General features: G+C 63.5%; 16 protein-coding genes. 13 read left to right on the plus strand and 3 right to left on the minus strand.

Annotation, left to right across the window (positions count from 1 at the left end; translation table 11 throughout):
• Window positions 1-15: 15 nt before the first annotated feature.
• The 13 genes from J3T93_RS08540 (at window position 16) to glnA (ending at window position 14,255) form a co-directional block, all read left to right on the plus strand.
• Window positions 16-483, plus strand: coding sequence for a cell division protein SepF (locus J3T93_RS08540; RefSeq protein WP_267431324.1), 468 nt, complete (start codon window positions 16-18; stop codon window positions 481-483).
• Window positions 484-524: 41 nt separating this feature from the next.
• The gene (locus J3T93_RS08545; RefSeq protein WP_220237037.1) at window positions 525-809 is read left to right on the plus strand and encodes a YggT family protein; all 285 of its coding nucleotides are present in this window, start codon (window positions 525-527) and stop codon (window positions 807-809) included.
• Window positions 810-900: 91 nt separating this feature from the next.
• Window positions 901-2,193 (plus strand): DivIVA domain-containing protein, encoded by a 1,293-nt coding sequence (locus tag J3T93_RS08550; RefSeq protein ID WP_267431326.1) that lies wholly within the window; start codon window positions 901-903, stop codon window positions 2,191-2,193.
• Window positions 2,194-2,214: 21 nt separating this feature from the next.
• Complete coding sequence (locus tag J3T93_RS08555) at window positions 2,215-2,745, plus strand: signal peptidase II (RefSeq protein WP_267400702.1); 531 nt, start codon at window positions 2,215-2,217, stop codon at window positions 2,743-2,745.
• A complete protein-coding gene (locus J3T93_RS08560) occupies window positions 2,742-3,671 on the plus strand; it encodes an RluA family pseudouridine synthase (protein ID WP_267400701.1) in 930 nt (309 codons plus the stop codon). The genes J3T93_RS08555 and J3T93_RS08560 overlap by 4 nt, the downstream gene beginning before the upstream one ends.
• A 43-nt stretch (window positions 3,672-3,714) precedes the next feature.
• Entirely contained in the window at window positions 3,715-7,272 is a 3,558-nt protein-coding gene (gene dnaE / locus J3T93_RS08565; RefSeq protein WP_267431327.1) for a DNA polymerase III subunit alpha, read from the plus strand.
• 82 nt (window positions 7,273-7,354) lie between these two features.
• Window positions 7,355-8,752, plus strand: coding sequence for a histidinol dehydrogenase (hisD, locus tag J3T93_RS08570; protein ID WP_267431328.1), 1,398 nt, complete (start codon window positions 7,355-7,357; stop codon window positions 8,750-8,752).
• Window positions 8,749-9,897: a histidinol-phosphate transaminase gene (locus J3T93_RS08575; protein WP_267431329.1), complete on the plus strand. Its 1,149-nt coding sequence runs from the start codon at window positions 8,749-8,751 to the stop codon at window positions 9,895-9,897. The genes hisD and J3T93_RS08575 overlap by 4 nt, the downstream gene beginning before the upstream one ends.
• Window positions 9,898-9,995: 98 nt before the next feature.
• Window positions 9,996-10,598, plus strand: coding sequence for an imidazoleglycerol-phosphate dehydratase HisB (gene hisB / locus J3T93_RS08580; RefSeq protein ID WP_267400695.1), 603 nt, complete (start codon window positions 9,996-9,998; stop codon window positions 10,596-10,598).
• Window positions 10,595-11,347 carry a hypothetical protein gene (locus tag J3T93_RS08585; RefSeq protein ID WP_267400693.1) on the plus strand — a complete coding sequence of 251 codons (753 nt, stop codon included), beginning with the start codon at window positions 10,595-10,597 and terminating at the stop codon, window positions 11,345-11,347. The genes hisB and J3T93_RS08585 overlap by 4 nt, the downstream gene beginning before the upstream one ends.
• Before the next feature lie 31 nt (window positions 11,348-11,378).
• The gene (gene hisH, locus J3T93_RS08590; RefSeq protein WP_267400691.1) at window positions 11,379-12,137 is read left to right on the plus strand and encodes an imidazole glycerol phosphate synthase subunit HisH; all 759 of its coding nucleotides are present in this window, start codon (window positions 11,379-11,381) and stop codon (window positions 12,135-12,137) included.
• A 2-nt stretch (window positions 12,138-12,139) separates the two neighbouring features.
• Window positions 12,140-12,871 carry a bifunctional 1-(5-phosphoribosyl)-5-((5-phosphoribosylamino)methylideneamino)imidazole-4-carboxamide isomerase/phosphoribosylanthranilate isomerase PriA gene (priA, locus tag J3T93_RS08595; protein WP_267400688.1) on the plus strand — a complete coding sequence of 244 codons (732 nt, stop codon included), beginning with the start codon at window positions 12,140-12,142 and terminating at the stop codon, window positions 12,869-12,871.
• A gap of 46 nt (window positions 12,872-12,917) precedes the next feature.
• Window positions 12,918-14,255: a type I glutamate--ammonia ligase gene (gene glnA / locus J3T93_RS08600; RefSeq protein ID WP_267431331.1), complete on the plus strand. Its 1,338-nt coding sequence runs from the start codon at window positions 12,918-12,920 to the stop codon at window positions 14,253-14,255.
• A 9-nt stretch (window positions 14,256-14,264) separates the two neighbouring features.
• On the opposite strand, the gene J3T93_RS08605 is transcribed toward glnA, so the two are convergent.
• Genes J3T93_RS08605 through J3T93_RS08615 form a run of 3 tightly spaced genes read right to left on the minus strand, consistent with a single transcriptional unit; the run spans window position 14,265 to window position 19,875 of the window.
• Entirely contained in the window at window positions 14,265-15,152 is an 888-nt protein-coding gene (locus tag J3T93_RS08605; RefSeq protein ID WP_267431332.1) for a hemagglutinin, read from the minus strand.
• Window positions 15,149-19,216, minus strand: coding sequence for an ATP-dependent RNA helicase HrpA (hrpA, locus tag J3T93_RS08610; protein WP_267431333.1), 4,068 nt, complete (start codon window positions 19,214-19,216; stop codon window positions 15,149-15,151). The genes J3T93_RS08605 and hrpA overlap by 4 nt, the downstream gene beginning before the upstream one ends.
• Window positions 19,213-19,875 carry a class I SAM-dependent methyltransferase gene (locus tag J3T93_RS08615; RefSeq protein ID WP_267431334.1) on the minus strand — a complete coding sequence of 221 codons (663 nt, stop codon included), beginning with the start codon at window positions 19,873-19,875 and terminating at the stop codon, window positions 19,213-19,215. Before J3T93_RS08615 ends, hrpA begins: the two co-directional genes overlap by 4 nt.
• Window positions 19,876-19,888: the final 13 nt, after the last annotated feature.

The following is a 19,888-nucleotide window of genomic DNA, read 5'->3' on the forward strand; positions in this document are numbered from 1 at the left end:
GGCGAAGGAGCAGGTATGGCAGGATTGATGAAGAACGCAATGTCCTTTTTCGGCATGTCGGATGTCGTGGACGACGATGACGACGACCTGGCCGACGATGAAGAGGCCAGCGATGGCTTCGACACTGATCACTCTGTGACTCCCATGGCTCCGCAATCCACGTCCAGCAGCCAGGAGACCGAGTCCACGCCCTTCAAGAGCCGGATCAACCGCATCACCACCATCCATCCCAAGTCCTATGAGGATGCCCAGATGGTCGGCAGGGCCCTGCGGGATGGGGTGCCGGTGGTCCTCAACCTGACTGGCGTGTCCGAGTCGGTGGCCTATAGGATCGTCGATTTCTCAGCCGGCGTGGTCTTCGGGGTGCGTGGATCCATCGAGCGGGTCACCCCCAGGGTCTTCCTGCTCAGTCCTGCACAGGTCAACATCAAGGTGGAGGAGCCCGAATCAGGCTCTTCGGCCAAGGGGCTTTTCGCCCAGTGACCGACCCTCTGGCAGCCGTGTCCGCAGGAGCCTAAAGACGCATGCTTGTTCCCTTTATCCGATATCTGGTAGACATCTGCATTGAAACCTACCTGCTCATCCTATTCGTGCGGATGATTCTGGACTGGGTCATGGTTCTGTCACCTCGCTGGTATCCCCGCGGCTTCCTGGCCTCGCTCATTCGGGTCATCTATGCCTTGACTGAGCCGCCCCTGCGCTGGCTGCGCCGGTACATCCCGCCCCTGCCCATGGGCAGGATCCAGCTCGACGTCTCCTTCATGGTGCTCTATGCCGCCCTGATTATCATCCAGGTGCTGCTGGGATAAAGGCAAGACCGCGGATACGGCAGACTCCGTGCTAGCATGCAGTAAGAGAACACAATCGGGCTGGTTGGCCTGAAGCGAGGTGGAGAAACATATGGCTCTATTGACGCCTAATGACATAAGGGAGCATACCTTCCAGACAGTGCGGTTCAAGGAAGGCTACGACGTCGACGAGGTTGACGACTTCCTGGATCAGGTCACCGACACGGTTGAAGCCTTGGGCAAGCAGGCCATGCAGGGCAACACCGCTTCCACCCAGTCCCTGGGTACCGACGTGGCCTCGCTGAACTCCAAGATCTCTGACCTGACGGCTCAGGTGGAATCCCTGCAGACAGAAAACCGGGATCTGAAGCAGGCCCAGGGTAATGCCGCCCAGCAGCCTGCCGTGGATGCCCAGACCAAGCGTCTCCTGGCTGAGTCCCAGAGTCAGGTCAAGACCCTGGCCTCCCAGAACGACCAGCTCAAACGTCAGGTCGAGCAGCTCAACTCGCAGATCGACCAGCTGACTGCCCAGGCCGCCGCGGGCAACAACACCCAGGCTCTGACCAACCAGCTGACCGCCATGCAAAAGGAGCGCGACCAGGCCCGCCAGCAGGCCCAGGCTCTGACCAGCCAGCTCAATGCCTCCAAGCAGAGCATGGCCGCGGCTCGCCAGCAGGTCGCTCAGGCCCAGAAGGCCTCTCAGGAACAGCAACAACGCACTGAGCAGCTGAACAAGCAGCTGGAGGAGTCCCACAAGCGCGAGGAGCAGCTGCGCCAGCAGGTCTCCAAGTCTGAGCCCTCCACCGAAACGGGCAGCCTGCAGCGGATTGCTGGTGCTGGCGCCGAGGTCAGCGAACCCGAGAGGGCCACTGCCATGATCTCCCTGGCTATGACCCTGCACGACCAGTACGTAGACAAGGGCAAGGCCGACGCTTCTCAGCTGGTGGCTGAGGGCCACGCCCGGCACGACGACATCGTCAAGAAAGCGGAGGACTACTCCAAGAGGACCCGCGCCGAGGTGGACGAGTACTCCAAGCGAGTGCACTCCGAGGCTGATGGCTACTCGCAGCGTGTACGCTCCCAGGCTGACGAGTACTCGGTCAAGACCCGTTCCGATGCTGACGCTTATTCCAAGCGCCAGCACACCCAGGCCGACGAGTACGAAACCCAGGTGCAGACCCGGGCTCAGGAGTACGACAAGAACACTCGCGACGGAGCGGACCGCTATGCAGCCGATGTCAAGAACAAGCTCATGGATCAGTCCAAGGTTCTTGAGGAGAACATCCAGGGGCTCAAGCAGTTCGAGGCGGGTTACCGCAGCAAGCTGACCGAGTTCCTCAACCAGCTGATCAACCAGATCTCGGACACCAGCAATTACCAGTCCATGGAAAAGAAGCCTGAATAGCCCCACTGATTCCATCCGGTAATGACCAAGAACATATACAAGAGACGGCTGCGCGGGCGCGTGGCCGTCTTCGTTGCTCTGGCGGCAGTGGCCATAGCCCTGGACCAGGTGACCAAAGCCCTGGCCGTGGCACGGCTGGGCAACGGGATCAGAGTGGCTCTGCCTGGACCGTTGCGTGGCCTGCGTCTGGTGCGCAACCCCGGGGCTTCGCTTGGATTGGGGTCCGGGAGCACCTGGGTCATATCCCTTATTGCTCTGGCGGCCTGTCTGCTTATCATTGTTCTGGCTCTGCGCACCACCTCCATGGTCTGGACCCTGGTCCTCTCCCTGGCCTTTTCCGGGGCAGCAGGCAATTTGATCGACAGGGCGGCCTATGCTTCCGGTTTTCTTGACGGTGCCGTGGTCGACTTTCTGGACTACGGCTGGTCGGTGGGCAATGTGGCCGACGTGTATCTGACCCTGGCAGGCATGGCCGTAGTGGTGCTCATTATCTGCAATGTGCGGTTCAGCGACAGGGACAAGACACCGGATCATGGGGGAGCGGCCAAGTGACCCGGCTTCTTCCCGCGCCTGATGCCTTGGTGGGTCGGCGCCTGGACATGGCCCTGTCCAAGATGCTGGGCCTGTCCAGGGCCAAGGCCAGCGATCTGGTGGCCCAGGGCCATGTGCGGATCATGGGCCGTCGGGTAAACAAGGCCACAACCCTGATGGGCGGTGATCTTATCGAGCTGGACGAGCCCGAGCCAGCCAAACAGGTTGAGCCGGTGGCCGAAGACATGCCTGTGGTCTACGAGGACGAGGACGTGGTAGTCGTAGACAAGCCGGTGGGGGTGGCGGCCCATCCCTCCATAGGCTGGACCGGCCCAACCGTTCTGGGCAGCCTTTTGCAGCGGGGCACCCACATCACTTCCATGGGGGCCCAGGGCCGTCAGGGCATCGTCTCCCGCCTGGACGCGGGCACCAGCGGCCTTATGCTGGTCTGCAAGTCCGACCTGGCCTACAAGGAGATGCGTCGGCAGTTCGCCCGGCATGAGGTGGTCAAGATTTACCACGCCTTGGTCCAGGGCAACCTGACCGAGGACAAGGCCACCATAGAGGCCCCCATTGGACGGGCACGCGTCTCGGACTTCCGCTTTACGGTCACGCCTGCCGGCAAGGAGGCCATCACCCACTGGGATGTGCTGGAGCGCTTCGGCTCGGCTACCCTGGTCAGCGTCAATCTGGAGACCGGGCGTACCCATCAGATACGTGTGCACTTCTCCTCCATAGGTCATCCCCTGGTGGGCGACCACATGTATGGGGCCAACCCCGACCTGGCGGACAGACTGGGCCTGAAGCGGCAGTGGTTGCATGCCATGCGCTTGGAATTCCGCCATCCGCGCACCAAAATCTGGACCCAGGTGGTCTCCTCCTACCCGGCTGATCTGCGCCGCTCCCTACAGATCGAGCGTCAGAGCGCCACTGGTATACGCAGCTAGCGGACTCCGGCGATTCGGCCAGGGATCTGGGTAGGTTGGAGATATGTCCTCAACCCGGTCAGACTTCGTTCACCTTCACACCCACACCCACTATTCCACCTTGGACGGGGCCAGCAGGATTCCCGATCTGGTAACCGAGGTGAGTCGCTTGGAGCAGCCGGCCGTGGCCATCACCGACCACGGCAACATGCACGGGGCCTACGAGCTCTGGCGGACGGCCGTGGATGCCGACATCAAGCCCATCATCGGCATCGAGGCCTACGTGACCCCTGAGACTGCCCGCCAAGACAAAAGCCGGGTCCACTGGGGAACCGACGAACAGCGTTCTGACGACGTCTCCGGCGGCGGCTTCATCACCCACATGACCCTCTGGGCCAGTGACGACACAGGCCTGGTCAACCTGATCAAGGCTTCCTCGGTGGCCAACCTGGAGGGCTTGGTGGGCAAGTGGCCCCGCATGGACAAGGATCTGCTGTCCACCTATCACCAGGGGGTCATCGCCACCACTGGCTGCCCATCTGGCATCGTTCAGACCAGACTGAGGCTGGGCCAGTTCGACGAGGCCCTGAGGGCCGCCGGGGAGTTCCAGGACATCTTCGGCAAGGACAATTACTACGTGGAGCTGATGGACCACGGGCTGGAGATCGAACATCGGGTGACCAAGGATCTGCTGGAGATCGCGCGTCGTCTGGATGCACCCCTGGTGGCCACCAACGATTCGCACTATGTGCGCAAGGACGATGCCTCGGCCCAGGATGCCTTGCTCTGCATCAACTCGGGGTCCCGGCTGACCGACCCCGGCCGCTTCAAGTTCGATGGCAGCGGCTACTACATTCGCTCCGCCCAGGAGATGCGCGAGATTTTCAAGGAGTTCCCAGAAGCCTGCGACAACACCTTGGAGATCGCGGAACGCTGCAACGTCATGTTCGACGACCACGAGGACGGGGCCTTCATGCCCCGCTTCGAATGCCCGGAGGGCTGGGACGAAACCTCCCTCTTCCTGAAGAAGGTGGACGAGGGGTTGAAGAACCGCTACCCGGACGGGGTGCCCGAGGAGGTCTCCCACCAGGCTGACTACGAGTGCGGCGTCATCTGCCAGATGCAGTTCACCGGATACTTCCTGGTCGTGGCCGATTACATCAACTGGGCCAAGAACCACGGAATCATGGTGGGGCCGGGCCGTGGATCGGCGGCAGGATCCATGGTGGCCTACGCCATGGGCATCACCGAGCTGGACCCGCTCAAGCACGGGCTGATCTTCGAGCGCTTCCTCAACCCCGAGCGCGTCTCCCTGCCTGATATCGACGTGGACTTCGACCCCGAGGGGCGCATGAAGGTCCTGGACTATGTGGGCCGCAAGTACGGCTCCGACAAGGTGGCCCAGTGCGTGACCTACGGCACCATCAAGACCAAACAGGCCTTGAAGGACTCAGCCAGGATCATGGACTACGAGTACTCCGTTGGCGACCAGGTCACCAAGGCCCTGCCGCCTACGGTCAACGGCAAGGACATGAGCCTCAAGGAGATCTTCGACCCCCAGTCCAAGCGCTACCCGGAGGCCAAGGAGTTCCGCGATCTGTACGAGTCCAACCCGGATGTCAAGCGGATCACCGAGGAGGCCAAGGGCATCGAGGGCATCATCCGCCAGACCGGTGTGCACGCCTGTGCCACCATCATGGCCTCCAATCCCATCACCAATACCTCACCGCTGATGGAGCGCACCGACGGCACGGTGACCACCACCTTCGAGTACCACACCTGCGAGACCCTGGGGCTGGTCAAGATGGACTTCCTGGGGCTGTCCAACTTGACGGTCATCAGGGACACGGTCACCAACATCGAGCGCAACGGCAAGGAGCCCATCAGCATCGAGAAGGTCCCCTTGGATGACAAGGAGACTTACCAACTGCTGTCCCGGGGCGACACCCTGGGCGTCTTCCAGCTCGATGGCGACGGGATGCGATCCCTGCTGCGCATGCTTAAGCCCGACAACTTCAACGACATCTCCGCCCTGATCGCCCTCTACCGGCCGGGGCCCATGGATATGAACTCGCACATCAACTATGCAAAGCGCAAGAACGGACTGCAGAAGATCGAGCCCATCCACCCCGAGGTGGCCAAGCCCCTGGCGGGCGTGCTGGACGAGACCTACGGCCTGATCGTCTACCAGGAGCAGGTCCAGTCCGCAGCGCGAATTCTGGCCGGGTACTCCCTGGGCCGAGCCGATGTGCTGCGAAGGGCCATGGGCAAGAAGAAGCCCGACGTCCTGGCCAAGGAGCAGGTGCCCTTCTTTGAGGGCATGAAGGCGCACGGCTACTCCCAGGAGGCCGCCCAGGCGGTCTGGGACGTCCTGGTGCCCTTCTCCGGCTACGCATTCAACAAGGCGCACTCGGCAGCCTACGCCCTGATCGCATACTGGACCGCCTACCTGAAGACCCACTATCCGGTGGAATTCATGGCCGCCCTGCTGCAGAACGAGCGGACCAACAAGGACAAGACCGCCCTCTACCTCGGCGAGGCCAGAAGGATGGGCATCCGCATTCTGCCGCCTGACATCAACGAGTCCGTGGCCGAGTATTCCGCTGTCGGCGACGTGGTTCGCTTCGGTCTGGGGGCCATCCGCAATGTGGGCGACAAGGCGGTTGCGGACATCATCAAGGAGCGCCAGGGACCTCGGGGCAAGTATGTCAATTTCATGGACTTCGTCAAGCGGGTGCCCATGGAGGTGCTCAACAAGCGAACCGTGGAATCCCTGATCAAAGGCGGTGCCTTCGATGGCATCGACCCCAACCGAAGGGCTCTTTTCCAGATCCACGACGAGGCCGTCGACCAGGTCATGCCCATCAAACGCAAGCAGGCCGAGGGCCAGTTCGACCTCTTCGCCGATGCCGATGACGGCGCGCCCCAGCAGGACGCATTGGGCGACGCCCAGGTGACTGTGCCCGACATCGACGAGTGGGACAAGTCAACCAAGCTCAACTTCGAGCGGCAGATGCTGGGTCTGTATGTGTCTGACCACCCGCTGAGCGGCATGACCTCGATTCTGGCCGGCATGCGCGACATGTCCATCGCCCAGCTGCTCAACCGGTCCAAGGGCATGGACGGCAAGGCGGTGACCCTGGCCGGGCTGGTCACTGCAGTGGACCGACGGGTCTCCAAGAAGGGCAATCCCTGGGCCATCGTCACCATTGAGGACCTGGAGAGCTCCATCCAATGCATGTTCTTCGGCAAGGTCTACGACGCCCACTCCGACGACCTGGCCCTGGACTCGGTCATCCGAGTGAGGGGGTTGGTCGAGCTGCGCGATGAGGCCACCAATATCCGCGTCAACGATATGGAGGTGCCCGTCCTGGAGTCGGCGGACGAGCGGCCATTGACCATCACCCTGCCCAGGCAGGCCCTGGATCGGGGGCACATGGAGCGGCTGGCCCGGATACTCAAGTCCCACCCCGGCTACTGCCAGGTCCGCCTGGCCGTCACCGACGACCGGGGCAACGTCCGTCTGCTGACCTTTGGCGACGGATTCCGCACCGGGCACGACACCTCCATGATGGCCGAGATCAAGTCGGTGTTCGGGCCCTCCTGCCTGCCGTCGGCCTAGGACGCGCCCGAAACCGTCTCACCATTTGGGACGGTGGTCAGTCACTGGCTTTGGCGACACAAAAGTTCACTACCATCAAAGTATGACAAAGCTCATGATGAGAACCATGGATCTGCGCGGGAAAACCATGTCCCGCGCCCAACTTCTCGCCGCCATGCCCCGTGCCGATATGGGTACCCGGGAGGCCAGCGCCCAGGTGCAGCCCATACTGGACCGGGTGCGCGAGCATGGGGCCGCTGCCCTGCGTGACCTGGAGGAGAGGTTCGACCATGTGCGTCCCCATGATCTGAGGGTCCCGGCATCGGCCATGCAGAAGGCCTTGGAGGGGCTTGATCCCAAGGTCAGGGCGGCAATCGAGGAGTCCGTTACCCGCATCCGCAAGGTCTGCACCACCCAGGTGCCCAAGCCCATGGCCACCGACCTGGCACCCGGTGCCCGGGTCAGCGAGCGGTGGATCCCGGTCCAACGCGTAGGTCTCTACGTGCCGGGAGGCAAGGCCCTGTATCCTTCCTCGGTCATCATGAACGCGGTGCCCGCCCAGGTGGCCGGCGTCGATTCCCTGGCCGTGGCCACTCCGCCCGCCTCTGACGATCCCCGTGGTCTGCCAGCGGCCATCATCCTGGCCACCTGTGCCATCCTGGGCGTGGATGAGGTCTATGCCGTGGGCGGTGCCCAGGCTATAGCCATGTTTGCTTACGGGGCCAAGGGGTCGGAACCTCAGGACGGGGAGATTCTCTGCGACCCGGTCGATAAGATCACAGGCCCGGGCAACATCTTTGTTGCGACGGCCAAGCAGATGGTCTCCGGCATGGTGGGAATCGATGCCGTGGCAGGACCCACGGAAACCGCTATTCTAGCCGACGGCCAGGCCAACCCCGACTGGGTGGCAGCAGACCTGATCGGACAGGCCGAGCATGACGAGCTGGCCGGCTCGGTGCTGATCACCGACAGCCAGGACCTGGCCCAGGGCGTTCAGGAGGCCCTGGATCGCAGGGTGCCTAGGACCGAGCACGCCGACCGGGTGCGCACCTCCCTGGGCGGCAACCAGTCGGGAATCATCCTGACCGACGGAATCGACCAGTCCATCGACGTGGCCAATGCCTATGCCGCCGAGCATCTGGAGGTTCAGACGGCCGATCCTGATGCCGTCATCGACCGGATTCGGAATGCAGGGGCCATCTTCCGCGGTCCTTACGCTCCTGTGCCCTTGGGCGACTACATGTCCGGGTCCAACCACGTCCTGCCCACCGGCGGCACCGCCCGGTTCGACGTGGCCCTGGGCGTCCACACCTTCATGAAACCTGTCGAAGTCATCGAATATGACCAGGAAGGGCTCAAGCCCATCGCAGCCAAGATCAATGATTTCGCCGTATCCGAGGATCTGCCCGCCCATGGCGAGTGCGTCCTGAGCCGGTTCCTGGAGGATCCCTACGACAAGGCCGACCTGGAAGCCAACGAAGAGAATGCCGGTCTGCGGTGAGTGCCATACCTGCCGATTTTCCCCTCCGTAGGGACTTGGTAGGGGAGGAGCCCTATGGCGCCCCCCAGCTGGATGTCCCGGTCTGTCTGAATGTGAACGAGAACCCCTACCCCCTGGACCAGGAGGTGGTCGATGCCATCTGCCAGCGTGTGCGCCAGGCGGCCCCCGGTCTCAACCGCTATCCGGACAGGGAGCATGAGGATCTGCGGCGGGCCTTGTCTGCCTATCTGAAGAAGGAGTCAGGGACCTCGCTCCAACCCGAGCAGATCTGGGCGGCCAACGGGTCCAACGAGATCATGCTCCAGCTCTTCCAGGCCTTCGGTGGACCGGGCAGGATCGCCTTGGGCTGCGATCCGACCTACTCCATGTATCCCGAGTACGCCAGAGACACCTTCACAGACTGGGAGCTGGCTCATCGGCAGCCTGATTTCAGCCTGGATATTGAAACGACCATCGAGCGCATCAAGACGCTAGGCCCCGCCATGGTCCTGGTCACCAGCCCCAACAATCCCACGGGGACGCCCCTGCCCATGGATCAGCTGACCAGGCTCCTGGAGGCCTGCTCCAAGGTCCCTGTAGCGGGCGCGGATAAGTCCGCCCAGCCCATCGTGGTCGTGGATGAGGCCTACATCGAGTTCCGAGACCCGGGCACGCCCTCGGCGGTCAGTCTGATCGGGCAGTACGACCATCTGGCAGTCACCCGGACCATGTCCAAGGCCTTCGCCTTCGCCGGCGCCAGGGTGGGCTACCTGGCAGCATCCAGGGGAATAGTTGACGCGGTCCGCATCGTTCGTATGCCCTACCACCTGAGCGCCCTGACCCAGGCTGCGGCCCTGGCTGCCCTGGAGCACACCGACCTCCAGCTGGCTCGGGTGGATCAGCTTCGCCAGACCCGTCGGGAAACCGCTGAGTGGCTGGCCGGACAGAAGTTCCATGGTCGTCCCTTGACCGTGGTCCCCTCGGCCTCCAACTTTATCCTCTTCGGTACCTTCCCCGACCGCGATGCCATCTTCGAGGCCATGAAGGATGAAGGCGTGCTGATCCGGGCCGTCGGTCCTCAGGGCTACCTGAGGGTCTGCATGGGCACGGACGCGGAGATGGAGCGATTCCGTCAAACCCTGGTCCATGTCCTCAAGCGGTTCTGAAGGATCAGACCAGCGGCACGGCTATGCTGGTGGTCTAGATGCCGTGCAGGAGCCGCAGTGCGGACTGGAATGCGCGGCAAGAAAGCGGAGGAGCAGCAATGGCAGGCAGAACAGCCACCATCACCCGCCAGACCAGTGAATCCAAGGTGAGTCTGAGTCTGGACCTGGATGGCACCGGAGTGACCGACATCGACACCTCAGTTCCCTTCTATGACCATATGATGACGGCCTTGGGCAGGCATTCCCTGATTGACCTGACCATCAAGGCCAGCGGGGACACACAGATCGACGTCCACCACACCGTCGAGGATGTGGCCATCGTCTTTGGCGAGGCCCTGGCCCAAGCTTTGGGGGACAAGCGGGGCATCAAGCGCTTCGCTGACGCCACTGTTCCCCTGGACGAGGCTCTGGCCCGAGCCGTGGTCGACATTTCCGGCAGGCCCTATGCGGTCTGCGCCGGCGAACCGGAAGGGTTCGAGTACGCCATGATCGGCGGGCACTTCACCGGCTCCCTGGTAAGGCACGTCATGGAGTCCATCGCCCTGCACGCCGGCATCTGCCTGCACCTGATTCTTTTGTCGGGCAGGGATCCGCACCACATTGCCGAGGCTGAGTTCAAGGCCCTGGCCAGGGCCTTGCGCTTTGCTGTGGAGCCTGATCCCAGGGTGAAGGGCATCCCCAGCACCAAGGGGTCGCTATGAGCGCTGATGAACACGATAACAAGGACGGCAAGGATCAGGACCTGCCGGATTCCGGCCATCATCTGAGCGAGGAGGAGGTCGAGCGGGCCCTGGCCAGCTTTGAGGCCGAGTTCAATGAGGGCCAGGATCAAGCGGATCAACCTGTTGAACGGTCTGCATCAGGAGTGGATGACGAGGCTGGTTCGGATTCTGCGCCCACTGACGAATCGTCGGTGGAACCAGATGGGACTGATGGTGTTGCTGCCGATTTCGATCAGGAACTGGAAGGCCTGATCGGCAACCGGGCCAAGGCCGCCGTCATGGTGACCCGTCTGGCTTCGGCAGAGCTTCTGGCGGCCTTCTGCCAAATCTCCGATATCTCGGCCTGGTGCATTCAGGCCCGTGAGGGTGCCGTGGCCGTCCTGAGAAACCTGGACGGTGACGGACCCGAGGCAGCCATCCGCGATCTGACTACCGTCGTATCCGGGCTCAGCGCCATCCTGGCGGTCAACAGGGCCGACAAGCTCGAAGTGACCCTCTGGATCAGCGGACAGTCGGGGCAAACGCTTGCGCCGCCCATTCTCTTTGCCGCTACCGCCGACTTCGTGGAGGACCTGATGATCGGGACCACTACGGTGGACAGGCTGCGCCAGGATGGGGCCACCATCTTCGACTCGGGGGAGTACAACCGCGAGAAGGCCATGGGCATCATCGCTTCGCACACCAGGTTCGGGGCCGGAGGATCGACCCGCCAGGGTCGCGTCGAGTAATCGTTGAGACCAAAGACCTGCTAGGAGGAACATGACCAGGATACAGGTGCTTGACTATGGGTTCGGCAATGTCAGATCCATGGTGCATGCCCTCTCCCAGCTGGGGGTAGATGCCCAAATCAGCGCCGACCAAGACCTGGCCATGAAGGCCGACGGCCTGGTCATTCCCGGCGTGGGGGCTTACGGGGCCTGCATGGCGGGGTTACGCGCCGTCGGCGGCGATCGGATCATCCTGGACCGCCTGACCCAGGGTCTACCGGTTCTAGGGGTCTGCATAGGTCTTCAGATCATGTTCCAGTTCGGGGACGAGGATGGCCGCAGCGAACCCGGAATGGGCCTGATCCCCGGTCGGGTGACCAAGCTGGATGCTGATGTCGTGCCCCATATGGGCTGGGATCATGTCCAGGCACCTCAGGGAACACAACTGCTGGCGGGGGTTCAGGATCAGCGTTTCTACTTCGTCCACTCCTATGCAGCTATGGCGGTGCAGGGGGATGACCGGGCCGGCGAGACACAGCACGACCTGGCCCTACGAGTTTCGGCGTTGAATGAACAAAGCGGCAGCCAGCCGGAGTCAGGCAAGACCTCACAGGGCGTCACTTTTGGTGAACCGCTGGTTACCTGGGCCACCTATGGGCGCAGCAGGTTCGTGGCTGCCTATGAGTGCGGTCCCTTGAGCGCCACTCAGTTCCATCCGGAAAAGTCCGGTCAGGCCGGGGCACGGTTGCTGACCAATTGGGTGCGGACCCTTCCCGGGGCTTCCGGACTCCCCTCCGAGAAAGGTGAATGAAGATGCTGACGCTGCTACCCGCTGTCGATGTCCGCGACGGAAAGGCGGTCCGTCTCAGGCAAGGGGTCTCCGGCTCCGAGAAGGTCTACGGCGAGCCTGCCGATGCAGCCAAGGCCTGGGTCGACCAGGGTGCCGAGTGGCTCCACCTGGTCGACCTGGATGCGGCTTTCGGTACCGGAGACAACCGTGACAAGTTGGCCGCCCTGGTCAACCAGCTGGGCGATCGCGTCAAGGTGGAGCTCAGCGGCGGCATCCGCGACGACGCCAGCTTGAAGGCCGCCCTGGATGCCGGTGCCACCCGGGTCAACATCGGCACGGCGGCCCTGGAGGATCCGGAGTGGACCAGCCAGGTCCTGGCTCGCTACGGACAGAAAGTCTGCGTGGGTTTGGACGTGCGTGGACACACCCTGGCCGCCCGGGGCTGGACCAGACAGGGCGGAGATCTCTTCGAGGCCATGGAACGATTGGACCGGGACGGGTGCAGCCGGTACGTGGTCACCGACGTGACCTGCGATGGGATGATGACCGGCCCCAACCTGGATCTGCTGGGCCAGGTGGCTGACCGGACTCCGGCCAAGGTGACCGCTTCCGGGGGCATCTCCAGTCTGGATGACCTGAGTCACATCCTGGACCTGGTCGATCGGGGCGTGGACAGCGCTATTCTGGGCAAGTCCCTTTATGAAGGGGCCTTCACCCTGGAGCAGGCGCTGGACCTGGTCTCGGGGCATTGTTAACGCTATAAGCAAGTCTGCGAAATATAGGAATGGGAGCATAAGCTCTATGGATAAACAAGAGGAGTTCGCGCTGCGCACTGTCGAGGAGCGCGATGTCCGGTTCATTCGCCTCTGGTTCACCGACGTCTTGGGAACCCTGAAGTCGGTGGCCATAGCGCCTACCGAGCTGGAGGTGGCCTTCGAGGAGGGACTGGGCTTTGACGGCTCGGCCATCGAGGGCATGACCAGGGTCTCCGAGGACGACATGATCGTCAAGCCCGACCCATCCACCTTCCAGATACTTCCCTGGAGGGGAGGGCCGCAGGGCACAGCGCGAATCTTCTGCGACGTGCTCACCCCGGACGGCGAGCCCAGCAGCGGGGATCCCCGGCACGTGCTCAAGCGGGCCTTGGCCAAGGCCAAGGAGAAGGGCTTCATCTTCTACACGCATCCGGAGATTGAGTTCTACCTGTTTGAAAACCAGGATGACTGGTCCCAGACCCCGACCCCTATCGACGAGGGCGGCTACTTCGACCACGTGCCCCGCAGCCCGGGGATGGACTTCCGCCGGGCCTGCGTCAACATGCTGGAGCAGATGGGCATCTCGGTGGAATACTCCCACCACGAAGCCGGACCGGGTCAGAATGAGATCGACCTGCGCTATGCTGACGCCCTGACCACCTCCGACAACATCATGACCTTCAGGACCGTAGTCAAGGAGATCTCCCTGGAGCGGGGGATTTACGCCAGCTTCATGCCCAAGCCCTTCACCGACCAGCCGGGCTCGGGCATGCACACCCATCTGAGCCTGTTCGAGGGCGACACCAACGCCTTCTACGAGGTGGGCCAGGAGTTCAACATGTCCCAGACGGCCCGGCAGTTTGCAGCCGGCATCCTGGCCCATGCGGCTGAGATCTGCGCGGTGACCGACCAGTACGTCAACTCATACAAGCGGCTCTGGGGCGGGGCCGAGGCGCCCAGCTACGTCTGCTGGGGGCACAACAACCGGTCCGCCCTCCTGCGCATACCCCAGTACAAGCCCGGCAAGGGCAACTCGGCCAGGATGGAGTTCCGCGGGCTGGATCCAGGGGCCAACCCCTACCTGGCATACTCGGTGCTGCTGGCTGCCGGCCTGGACGGGATCGAGCAGAAGATGACTCTGGGCGAGCCCACCAGCGACGACGTCTGGGAGCTGACCGACGCTGAGCGTCAGGCCTTGGGCATCGAACCCCTGCCTGACAGCCTGGACGCGGCGCTGAAGGTCATGGAGAAGTCGGACTTCGTGGCCCAGGTGCTGGGCGAGCAGACCTTCGAGTATTTCCTGCGCAACAAGCACCGGGAGTGGGCCGGGTACAGCCGGCAGGTCACCCCCTACGAGCTGGCCTACTACCTGCCTAGGCTTTGAAACCGGGGCTCACTGGTCCGATCGGCCGAACCAATTGTTGTAGATGATGACGAAGTTGCGGTTGCCGTAGCTGGAGCAGCGGTCGCCTTCGCCGTCGCCTGCCTGTAGCGCTGCCTCGTTGGGTTGGTAGGGCGTATAGATGTAGAGCAGGGCAGTGGCATCATTTTCGATGTAGACTTTGCCGCTGCCACAGGAGACATCGGGGCTGAAGCGTACATCGTTCAGAGCCTTGGTCTGGTAGGCATACTGGTTCCGATGGGCCTGGTAGTAGCGGAATCGGTGGGCAGCCCCGTAGACCTGATTGAAGAATCCGGCATAGCGGGTGTCACAGTCTGCATCATCTGGGCAGGAAAGGCCCATGGCCGACCGAAGCTGGACCTGGGTGGGGGGATGATTGGTGGCCACTAGATGCTGCTCCTTTTCCAGCATGGTCAGGAGGACCTTCTGGCTGATTCCACAGGAGCGGGCGGCCCCGTCGATGATCTGAGCCGCGCTCTGTTTCTTGCCGCCCTTGTAGGCATCACATAGACCGTCACCGGGACGGTCGGGAACATCCATCTGCAGGCTGCGCAGGCAGGTGGATCCGTTGCATGAGGCCTCGTGTTTGTTTAAAAAGGCCTGGACGTCGTCGGCGTTCATGTCCACGGTGTCATGGAAACGGTGATCGGTGATGATTTTGCCTGGATTGAAAACGTACTCCTGGGACAGCTCCTCCTGGTGGCGGATGATGCGGCCTACCATCAGCCGGTAGGAGACGAAGCGGACAGCCAGGATGCATAGGGCGACCACCAGGACTACGGCCATCAGGGCGGCCCCCAAGGTCTGCGCGCGGCGGAGGCTCGTCCCTCCGCGTTTGGTGCCGCCCTTACGTGATCGTCCCGATGGTCTTTTGCTCATGGCTTTCCTTCCAGCACCTTCCTGATTCGTTGCAGACTGACAGGGATTGCTGTCCCCAACTCCTGGGCCCAGATGGAGACGAAGTACTCCTCCATCATCCAACGTCCCCTTCGCGCACGGTCCATGGCCTGGTCTCTTCCGGGACCTGCGGGCAGAGCCTGGGCCGTCTTGGCCGCCTGGCCCACCAGATCCTGGGCGGTCTGTGCCTGCCATGCCCATCGTACGTCACGGTCCTTGTCCCTACGGGCCTTGTCCAGGCGCATCAGGTCCGCCTTCAGGTATGTGCGCAGGCGGGGAAGGGCATAGGGCGGGTCGGCGCCGATGAAGCCCTTGGCCACCAGGCTGGCCGAGTGCTGGCGTATCCACTGCAGGACGGAGAGCAGGGGCAAATCGGCCGGGCCAGACACGGCCTTGTCCACCTGGGCCGAAGTCTCCAGAATGGCAACCACATCCTTGGCCACCTGATACACAGTGTCCTCGTAGACCTGGCTGACGCCGGCCACAGCCTCCTGCAGGGTCTGATCGTCGGTGATGGTCTCGGTGTGGGGGATCAGTCGCTTGACAGCGGCCATCTGCAGGTCTTCGGCAAGGGCAGAGGTGTCCGGGTAGGGGGCCGAAGCCAACATCAGGGCTTCCCGGCTCAGCCAGCGTGAGGAGATCCGCTGGGCAGGCAGGTGGAGCTTGTCCAGGGCGACCTGCCAGATCAGTTCCTCGCGCGGTTTGGTGGTGGCGCCGGACTGGTGGAGGAGGTCGGCGCTCTTGACCACCTGGCCCTGTTGGGCGGCCTTGCTGGCCTGGGAGTCCACCCGTGACCGGGCCGACTGTCGGGCCTGTCCAGCCAGGTTTCGCTGCAGATCGGTCAAGGACTTGGACCGGCCCAGGACCTTGGGGTGGCCGTGGCGCCGTTTCTCCTCCACCTGGAAGGTGGGCCGCAGGTAGTCGGGCAGTCGTTCCAGCCTGGCCTGGGTGAAGACCTCCGGGTGTAGCTGGGCTCCGAGAGTATCAATGGCCGCGGCTGTGAAGACCTGCTCGAAGTCCGGCCAGCCCCCGGTGGGGATGGCTCCTGCACCATTTTCGTCTCCGTCCGCATGCTGGTCTGCCGACCCGTAGGTGGCCTGCTCTGCCGACGCAGGATCGGCACCGGGCAGCAGGGGATAGTGGCCGTCTATCCAGGAGCGGATGGTCCGGGCGGCGTCAGGGGCGGGAACGAACTGGACCCGGAGGGCCTTGGGCAGGGACTTGATGGTGGCTGTGATCAGGTCGTCCAGGAGGCCGGGCACAGTCCAGCTGAACTGTCCTGGCGTCAGCTGGTTCAGGCAGTGCAGGGGGATGTGGACTGTGATGCCGTCGTCAGGCTCTCCCGGCTGGTAGCGATAGGTCAGGGGCAGATCCATGGGCCGGCCGTCGGTGCCCAGGGTGTGCCAGTGGTCGGGGTAGTCTCCGGGTCGATAGGAGGCGGACTGGTCGTTCAGGCGCTCCACCTTGTCAGGGTCGAAGTCCAACAGGTGCGGGTCCGCATCGTGGTGCTTCCGCCACCAAGAGCCCAGTGCGGCCAGGGAGGTGGCCTCCTGGGGAATGCGTTCCTGGTAGAAATCGTAAAGGTCCTCTTCGGTGACGGTGCCGGTCACTTGGCGGGTTCGGCTGGTCCGCTCGCCAGCCTCGCTGAGCACCTGCCGGTTGGCCTGGATGAAGCCGTCATGGGGGAAGCGCTCGCGCACGTCGCCCTGCACTAGGCCCTGGCGTATCAGCATATCCCTAGCCTGGCCCGGGTTGATCCGTGCCCATTGGACGGTCCGGTCGCGCACGATGGGCAGACCATAGAGCAGGACCTTGGAGGTCGCCACCGCGGCACCACGGGAGGCCGACCAGTGGGGTTCGGCGTAGGTGGTTCTGGTCAGGGACTTGGCCAGGGGCTCGGCCCAGGCCGGATCGATGGCCGCGCAGCAGCGAGCCCAGAGCCGGGAGGTCTCCACCAGCTCAGCAGCCATAATCCAGGGCGGATTGGCCTTGGAGAGTGCAGAACCTGGGAAGATGGCGAAATGTGTGCCGCGCGCACCCTGATAGTCGTTCTTGGCCTGCCGGCGTGCCCGCTTCATAGCCTTGGCCCGGGCCGCGCCATGCAGGCCGGCGAAATCGGAGGCCTTGGGTTCGTGAACCACCTGCATGCCCATGCTGGAGAGCAGGCCAGCCAGCATGGAACGGTGGATGCCCTGGTCGTCCCAGGAGCAGACCAGGGCGTGTGCTGCCTGCTGCCCAATAGGCAGGTCCAGCAGGGTCTGGTCCGGTCCCTTGACAGGTACTGGGGAACCCACTTTCATGTGCAGGCCTCGGCACATCTGGGCCAGCTGCCGGTAGAGGTCATGCCACTGTCGCATGCGCAGGAAGGCCATGTACTCCTGCTTGCAGGCCTTGCGCAGGGTCCCGTTGGAGGGCTCCTTGTCCTGCGGGAAAAATCGGTTCCAGATGTTCAGGGCCGTCAGGAAGTCGCTGGAGGGGTCCTCGTAACGGGCGTGGATCCGGTCGGCCTCCTCGCGCTTCTCCTCCGGGCGCTCGCGAGGGTCCTGCAGGGAGAGGAAGGCCACGACCACCAGAACAGCGGCCAGGGTGTCCGGGGTGGCGTCCTGACCGGCCTGCAGGATCATTCTGCCCAGGCGGATGTCGATGGGGATTCTGGCCAGCCGCCGTCCCAGATTGGTCAGACGGATGAGGCCCTGCTGCCGGGATATGGCCTGCAGCTCGGTCAGTTCGCGTAGACCGTCGCTGACCGCACGGGTGTCGGGCGGATCGATGAAGCCGAAGTCGGTGACGTCCTCGGCCGTATGGGCCACACCCACCGAGAGCATGTGCAGGATGACCGACCCCAGGGATGTGCGCAGGATCTCCGGGTCGGTGAACTTGGGACGGGTGTCGTAGTCGTCCTTGGCATACAGGCGGATGGCGATGCCGTCGGCCACACGTCCGCAGCGGCCTGCACGCTGATCGGCCGAGGCCTGGGAGATGGGCTCGATGGGCAGCCGCTGGACCTTGGCCGACTTGGAATAGCGGCTGATTCTGGCCAGTCCGGGGTCCACCACGTATCGGATGCCCGGCACCGTCAGGGAGGTTTCGGCCACATTGGTGGCGATGACGATGCGCTGATGGCCGTGGTGTTCGAAGACCCGGTGCTGCTCCTTGGCGGACAGGCGGGCGAAGAGGGGGATGATCTCCAGGGCATCCGGGCGACGCATGTCGGAAGTCCGCGGGCCGAAGTAGCGCCGCATGGCAGTCTCGTACTCCCGGATGTCGCGCTCGCCGGCGGCGAAGACCAGGATGTCCCTGGGGCCGTCGACATGGGTGGAGTGGATGACCAGTTCAGCGCAGGCCCGGGCCACCGCCTTGGGTATGTCCGGCTCCTCCCTGTCCTGGCCCTCCTCCTCGGAGTCGAACCCGGGGACATGCCGCATCAGGGCAGGGGCCGATCCGGCAGGCTCGTAGAGGGTCTGGACCGGATAAGTGCGGCCGGAGACCTCCAGCACGGGCACCTGGGTGTGCAGGGCCTTGGCGAAGTGGTCCCGGAACTTGACCGAATCGATGGTGGCCGAGGTGATGATCAGTTTAAGATCGGGCCGTTTGGGCAGCAGGGCGGTCAGATACCCCAGCAGAAAGTCGATGTTGAGGCTGCGCTCGTGGGCCTCGTCGATGATGATGGTGTCGTAGGCCCGCAGTTGCGGATCGCCCTGGATCTGCGCCAGGAGGATGCCGTCGGTGACCACTCGCAGGCGGGTGCTTCGGCTGGACTTGTCGGTGAAACGTACCTGGTAGCCGATCTGGTCGCCCAGCCTGGTGCCCGTCTCCGAGGCGATACGCTCGGCCACGGTTCTGGCGGCGATCCTCCTGGGCTGGGTGTGCACAATCTGGCGGCCGTGGTCGCCACGGCCCATTTCCAGGAGGATCTTGGGGATCTGGGTCGTCTTGCCCGAGCCGGTCTGTCCCGAGACGATGACCACCTGGGAGGACTGCACGGCATGGACGATGTCCTCCTTGGCCGCGCTGATGGGCAGCTCGGCTGGATACTCGAACCTCATGCCCGGCCCACCTCGATGACCCGGTAGCCCTTGGCTGAGGCGTATTTCTCCGCCGTCCAGCCGGAGCCCAGGGTGTCAGCCAGCCAGGGAATCAGGGAGTCGGCACCCAGGTTGCGCTGGACCACCAGATAGGCACGGCCCTGGGGCTTTAGCCTGGGTAGGTAGGTCATCAGTATGTCGTGCAGGGCCGCCTTGCCCACCCGGATGGGCGGATTGGACCAGATCAGGTCGAAGTGCAGATCGTCCGGCACCTGTTCCGGGGTTAGGGTGCGCACCCTGTCAAGACCCTGGGTTTGTGCGTTGCGGGCGGTAAGGTCCAGGGCTCGCAGGTTGGTGTCCACAGCGTAGACGTCAGCCTTGGGCGACTGCATGGCCATGCTCAGGGCTATGGGCCCCCAGCCGCAGCCCAGATCCAGAAAATCGCCCTCGGCCGGAGGCTGGGGGACGCGTTTGAGCAGGACCGAAGTCCCCAGGTCAAGCCTTCCTGACGAGAAGACCCCGTGGGAGACCTCCACCTGGCAGGTACGGCCGGCCAGCTCCACCTGGATGGTCCGCCGCTGGTCGGGGGAGGCCGGACGGGCCACGAAGTACTGTTCGCCTCCGTCCGTCCCGGTCCTGGAGGATTGTCCCCGGCTGCTGCCATGGTCCCTGTGCGTCATGTCCATCCTGTCC

The organism is Bifidobacterium sp. B4111, assembly GCF_026537235.1.
Classification (GTDB): domain Bacteria; phylum Actinomycetota; class Actinomycetes; order Actinomycetales; family Bifidobacteriaceae; genus Bombiscardovia.

What these genes read in the sequence shown, in the direction of transcription:
- hisB (WP_267400695.1), top strand. Translation starts at nt 9,996, where the DNA reads ATGGCAGGCAGAACAGCCACCATCACCCGCCAGACCAGTGAATCCAAG.
- J3T93_RS08540 (WP_267431324.1), top strand. Translation starts at nt 16, where the DNA reads ATGGCAGGATTGATGAAGAACGCAATGTCCTTTTTCGGCATGTCGGAT.
- priA (WP_267400688.1), top strand. Translation starts at nt 12,140, where the DNA reads ATGCTGACGCTGCTACCCGCTGTCGATGTCCGCGACGGAAAGGCGGTC.
- hisD (WP_267431328.1), top strand. Translation starts at nt 7,355, where the DNA reads ATGACAAAGCTCATGATGAGAACCATGGATCTGCGCGGGAAAACCATG.
- J3T93_RS08555 (WP_267400702.1), top strand. Translation starts at nt 2,215, where the DNA reads ATGACCAAGAACATATACAAGAGACGGCTGCGCGGGCGCGTGGCCGTC.
- J3T93_RS08585 (WP_267400693.1), top strand. Translation starts at nt 10,595, where the DNA reads ATGAGCGCTGATGAACACGATAACAAGGACGGCAAGGATCAGGACCTG.
- hisH (WP_267400691.1), top strand. Translation starts at nt 11,379, where the DNA reads ATGACCAGGATACAGGTGCTTGACTATGGGTTCGGCAATGTCAGATCC.
- J3T93_RS08615 (WP_267431334.1), bottom strand. Translation starts at nt 19,875, where the DNA reads ATGACGCACAGGGACCATGGCAGCAGCCGGGGACAATCCTCCAGGACC.
- dnaE (WP_267431327.1), top strand. Translation starts at nt 3,715, where the DNA reads ATGTCCTCAACCCGGTCAGACTTCGTTCACCTTCACACCCACACCCAC.
- hrpA (WP_267431333.1), bottom strand. Translation starts at nt 19,216, where the DNA reads ATGAGGTTCGAGTATCCAGCCGAGCTGCCCATCAGCGCGGCCAAGGAG.
- J3T93_RS08545 (WP_220237037.1), top strand. Translation starts at nt 525, where the DNA reads ATGCTTGTTCCCTTTATCCGATATCTGGTAGACATCTGCATTGAAACC.
- J3T93_RS08550 (WP_267431326.1), top strand. Translation starts at nt 901, where the DNA reads ATGGCTCTATTGACGCCTAATGACATAAGGGAGCATACCTTCCAGACA.
- glnA (WP_267431331.1), top strand. Translation starts at nt 12,918, where the DNA reads ATGGATAAACAAGAGGAGTTCGCGCTGCGCACTGTCGAGGAGCGCGAT.
- J3T93_RS08605 (WP_267431332.1), bottom strand. Translation starts at nt 15,152, where the DNA reads ATGAGCAAAAGACCATCGGGACGATCACGTAAGGGCGGCACCAAACGC.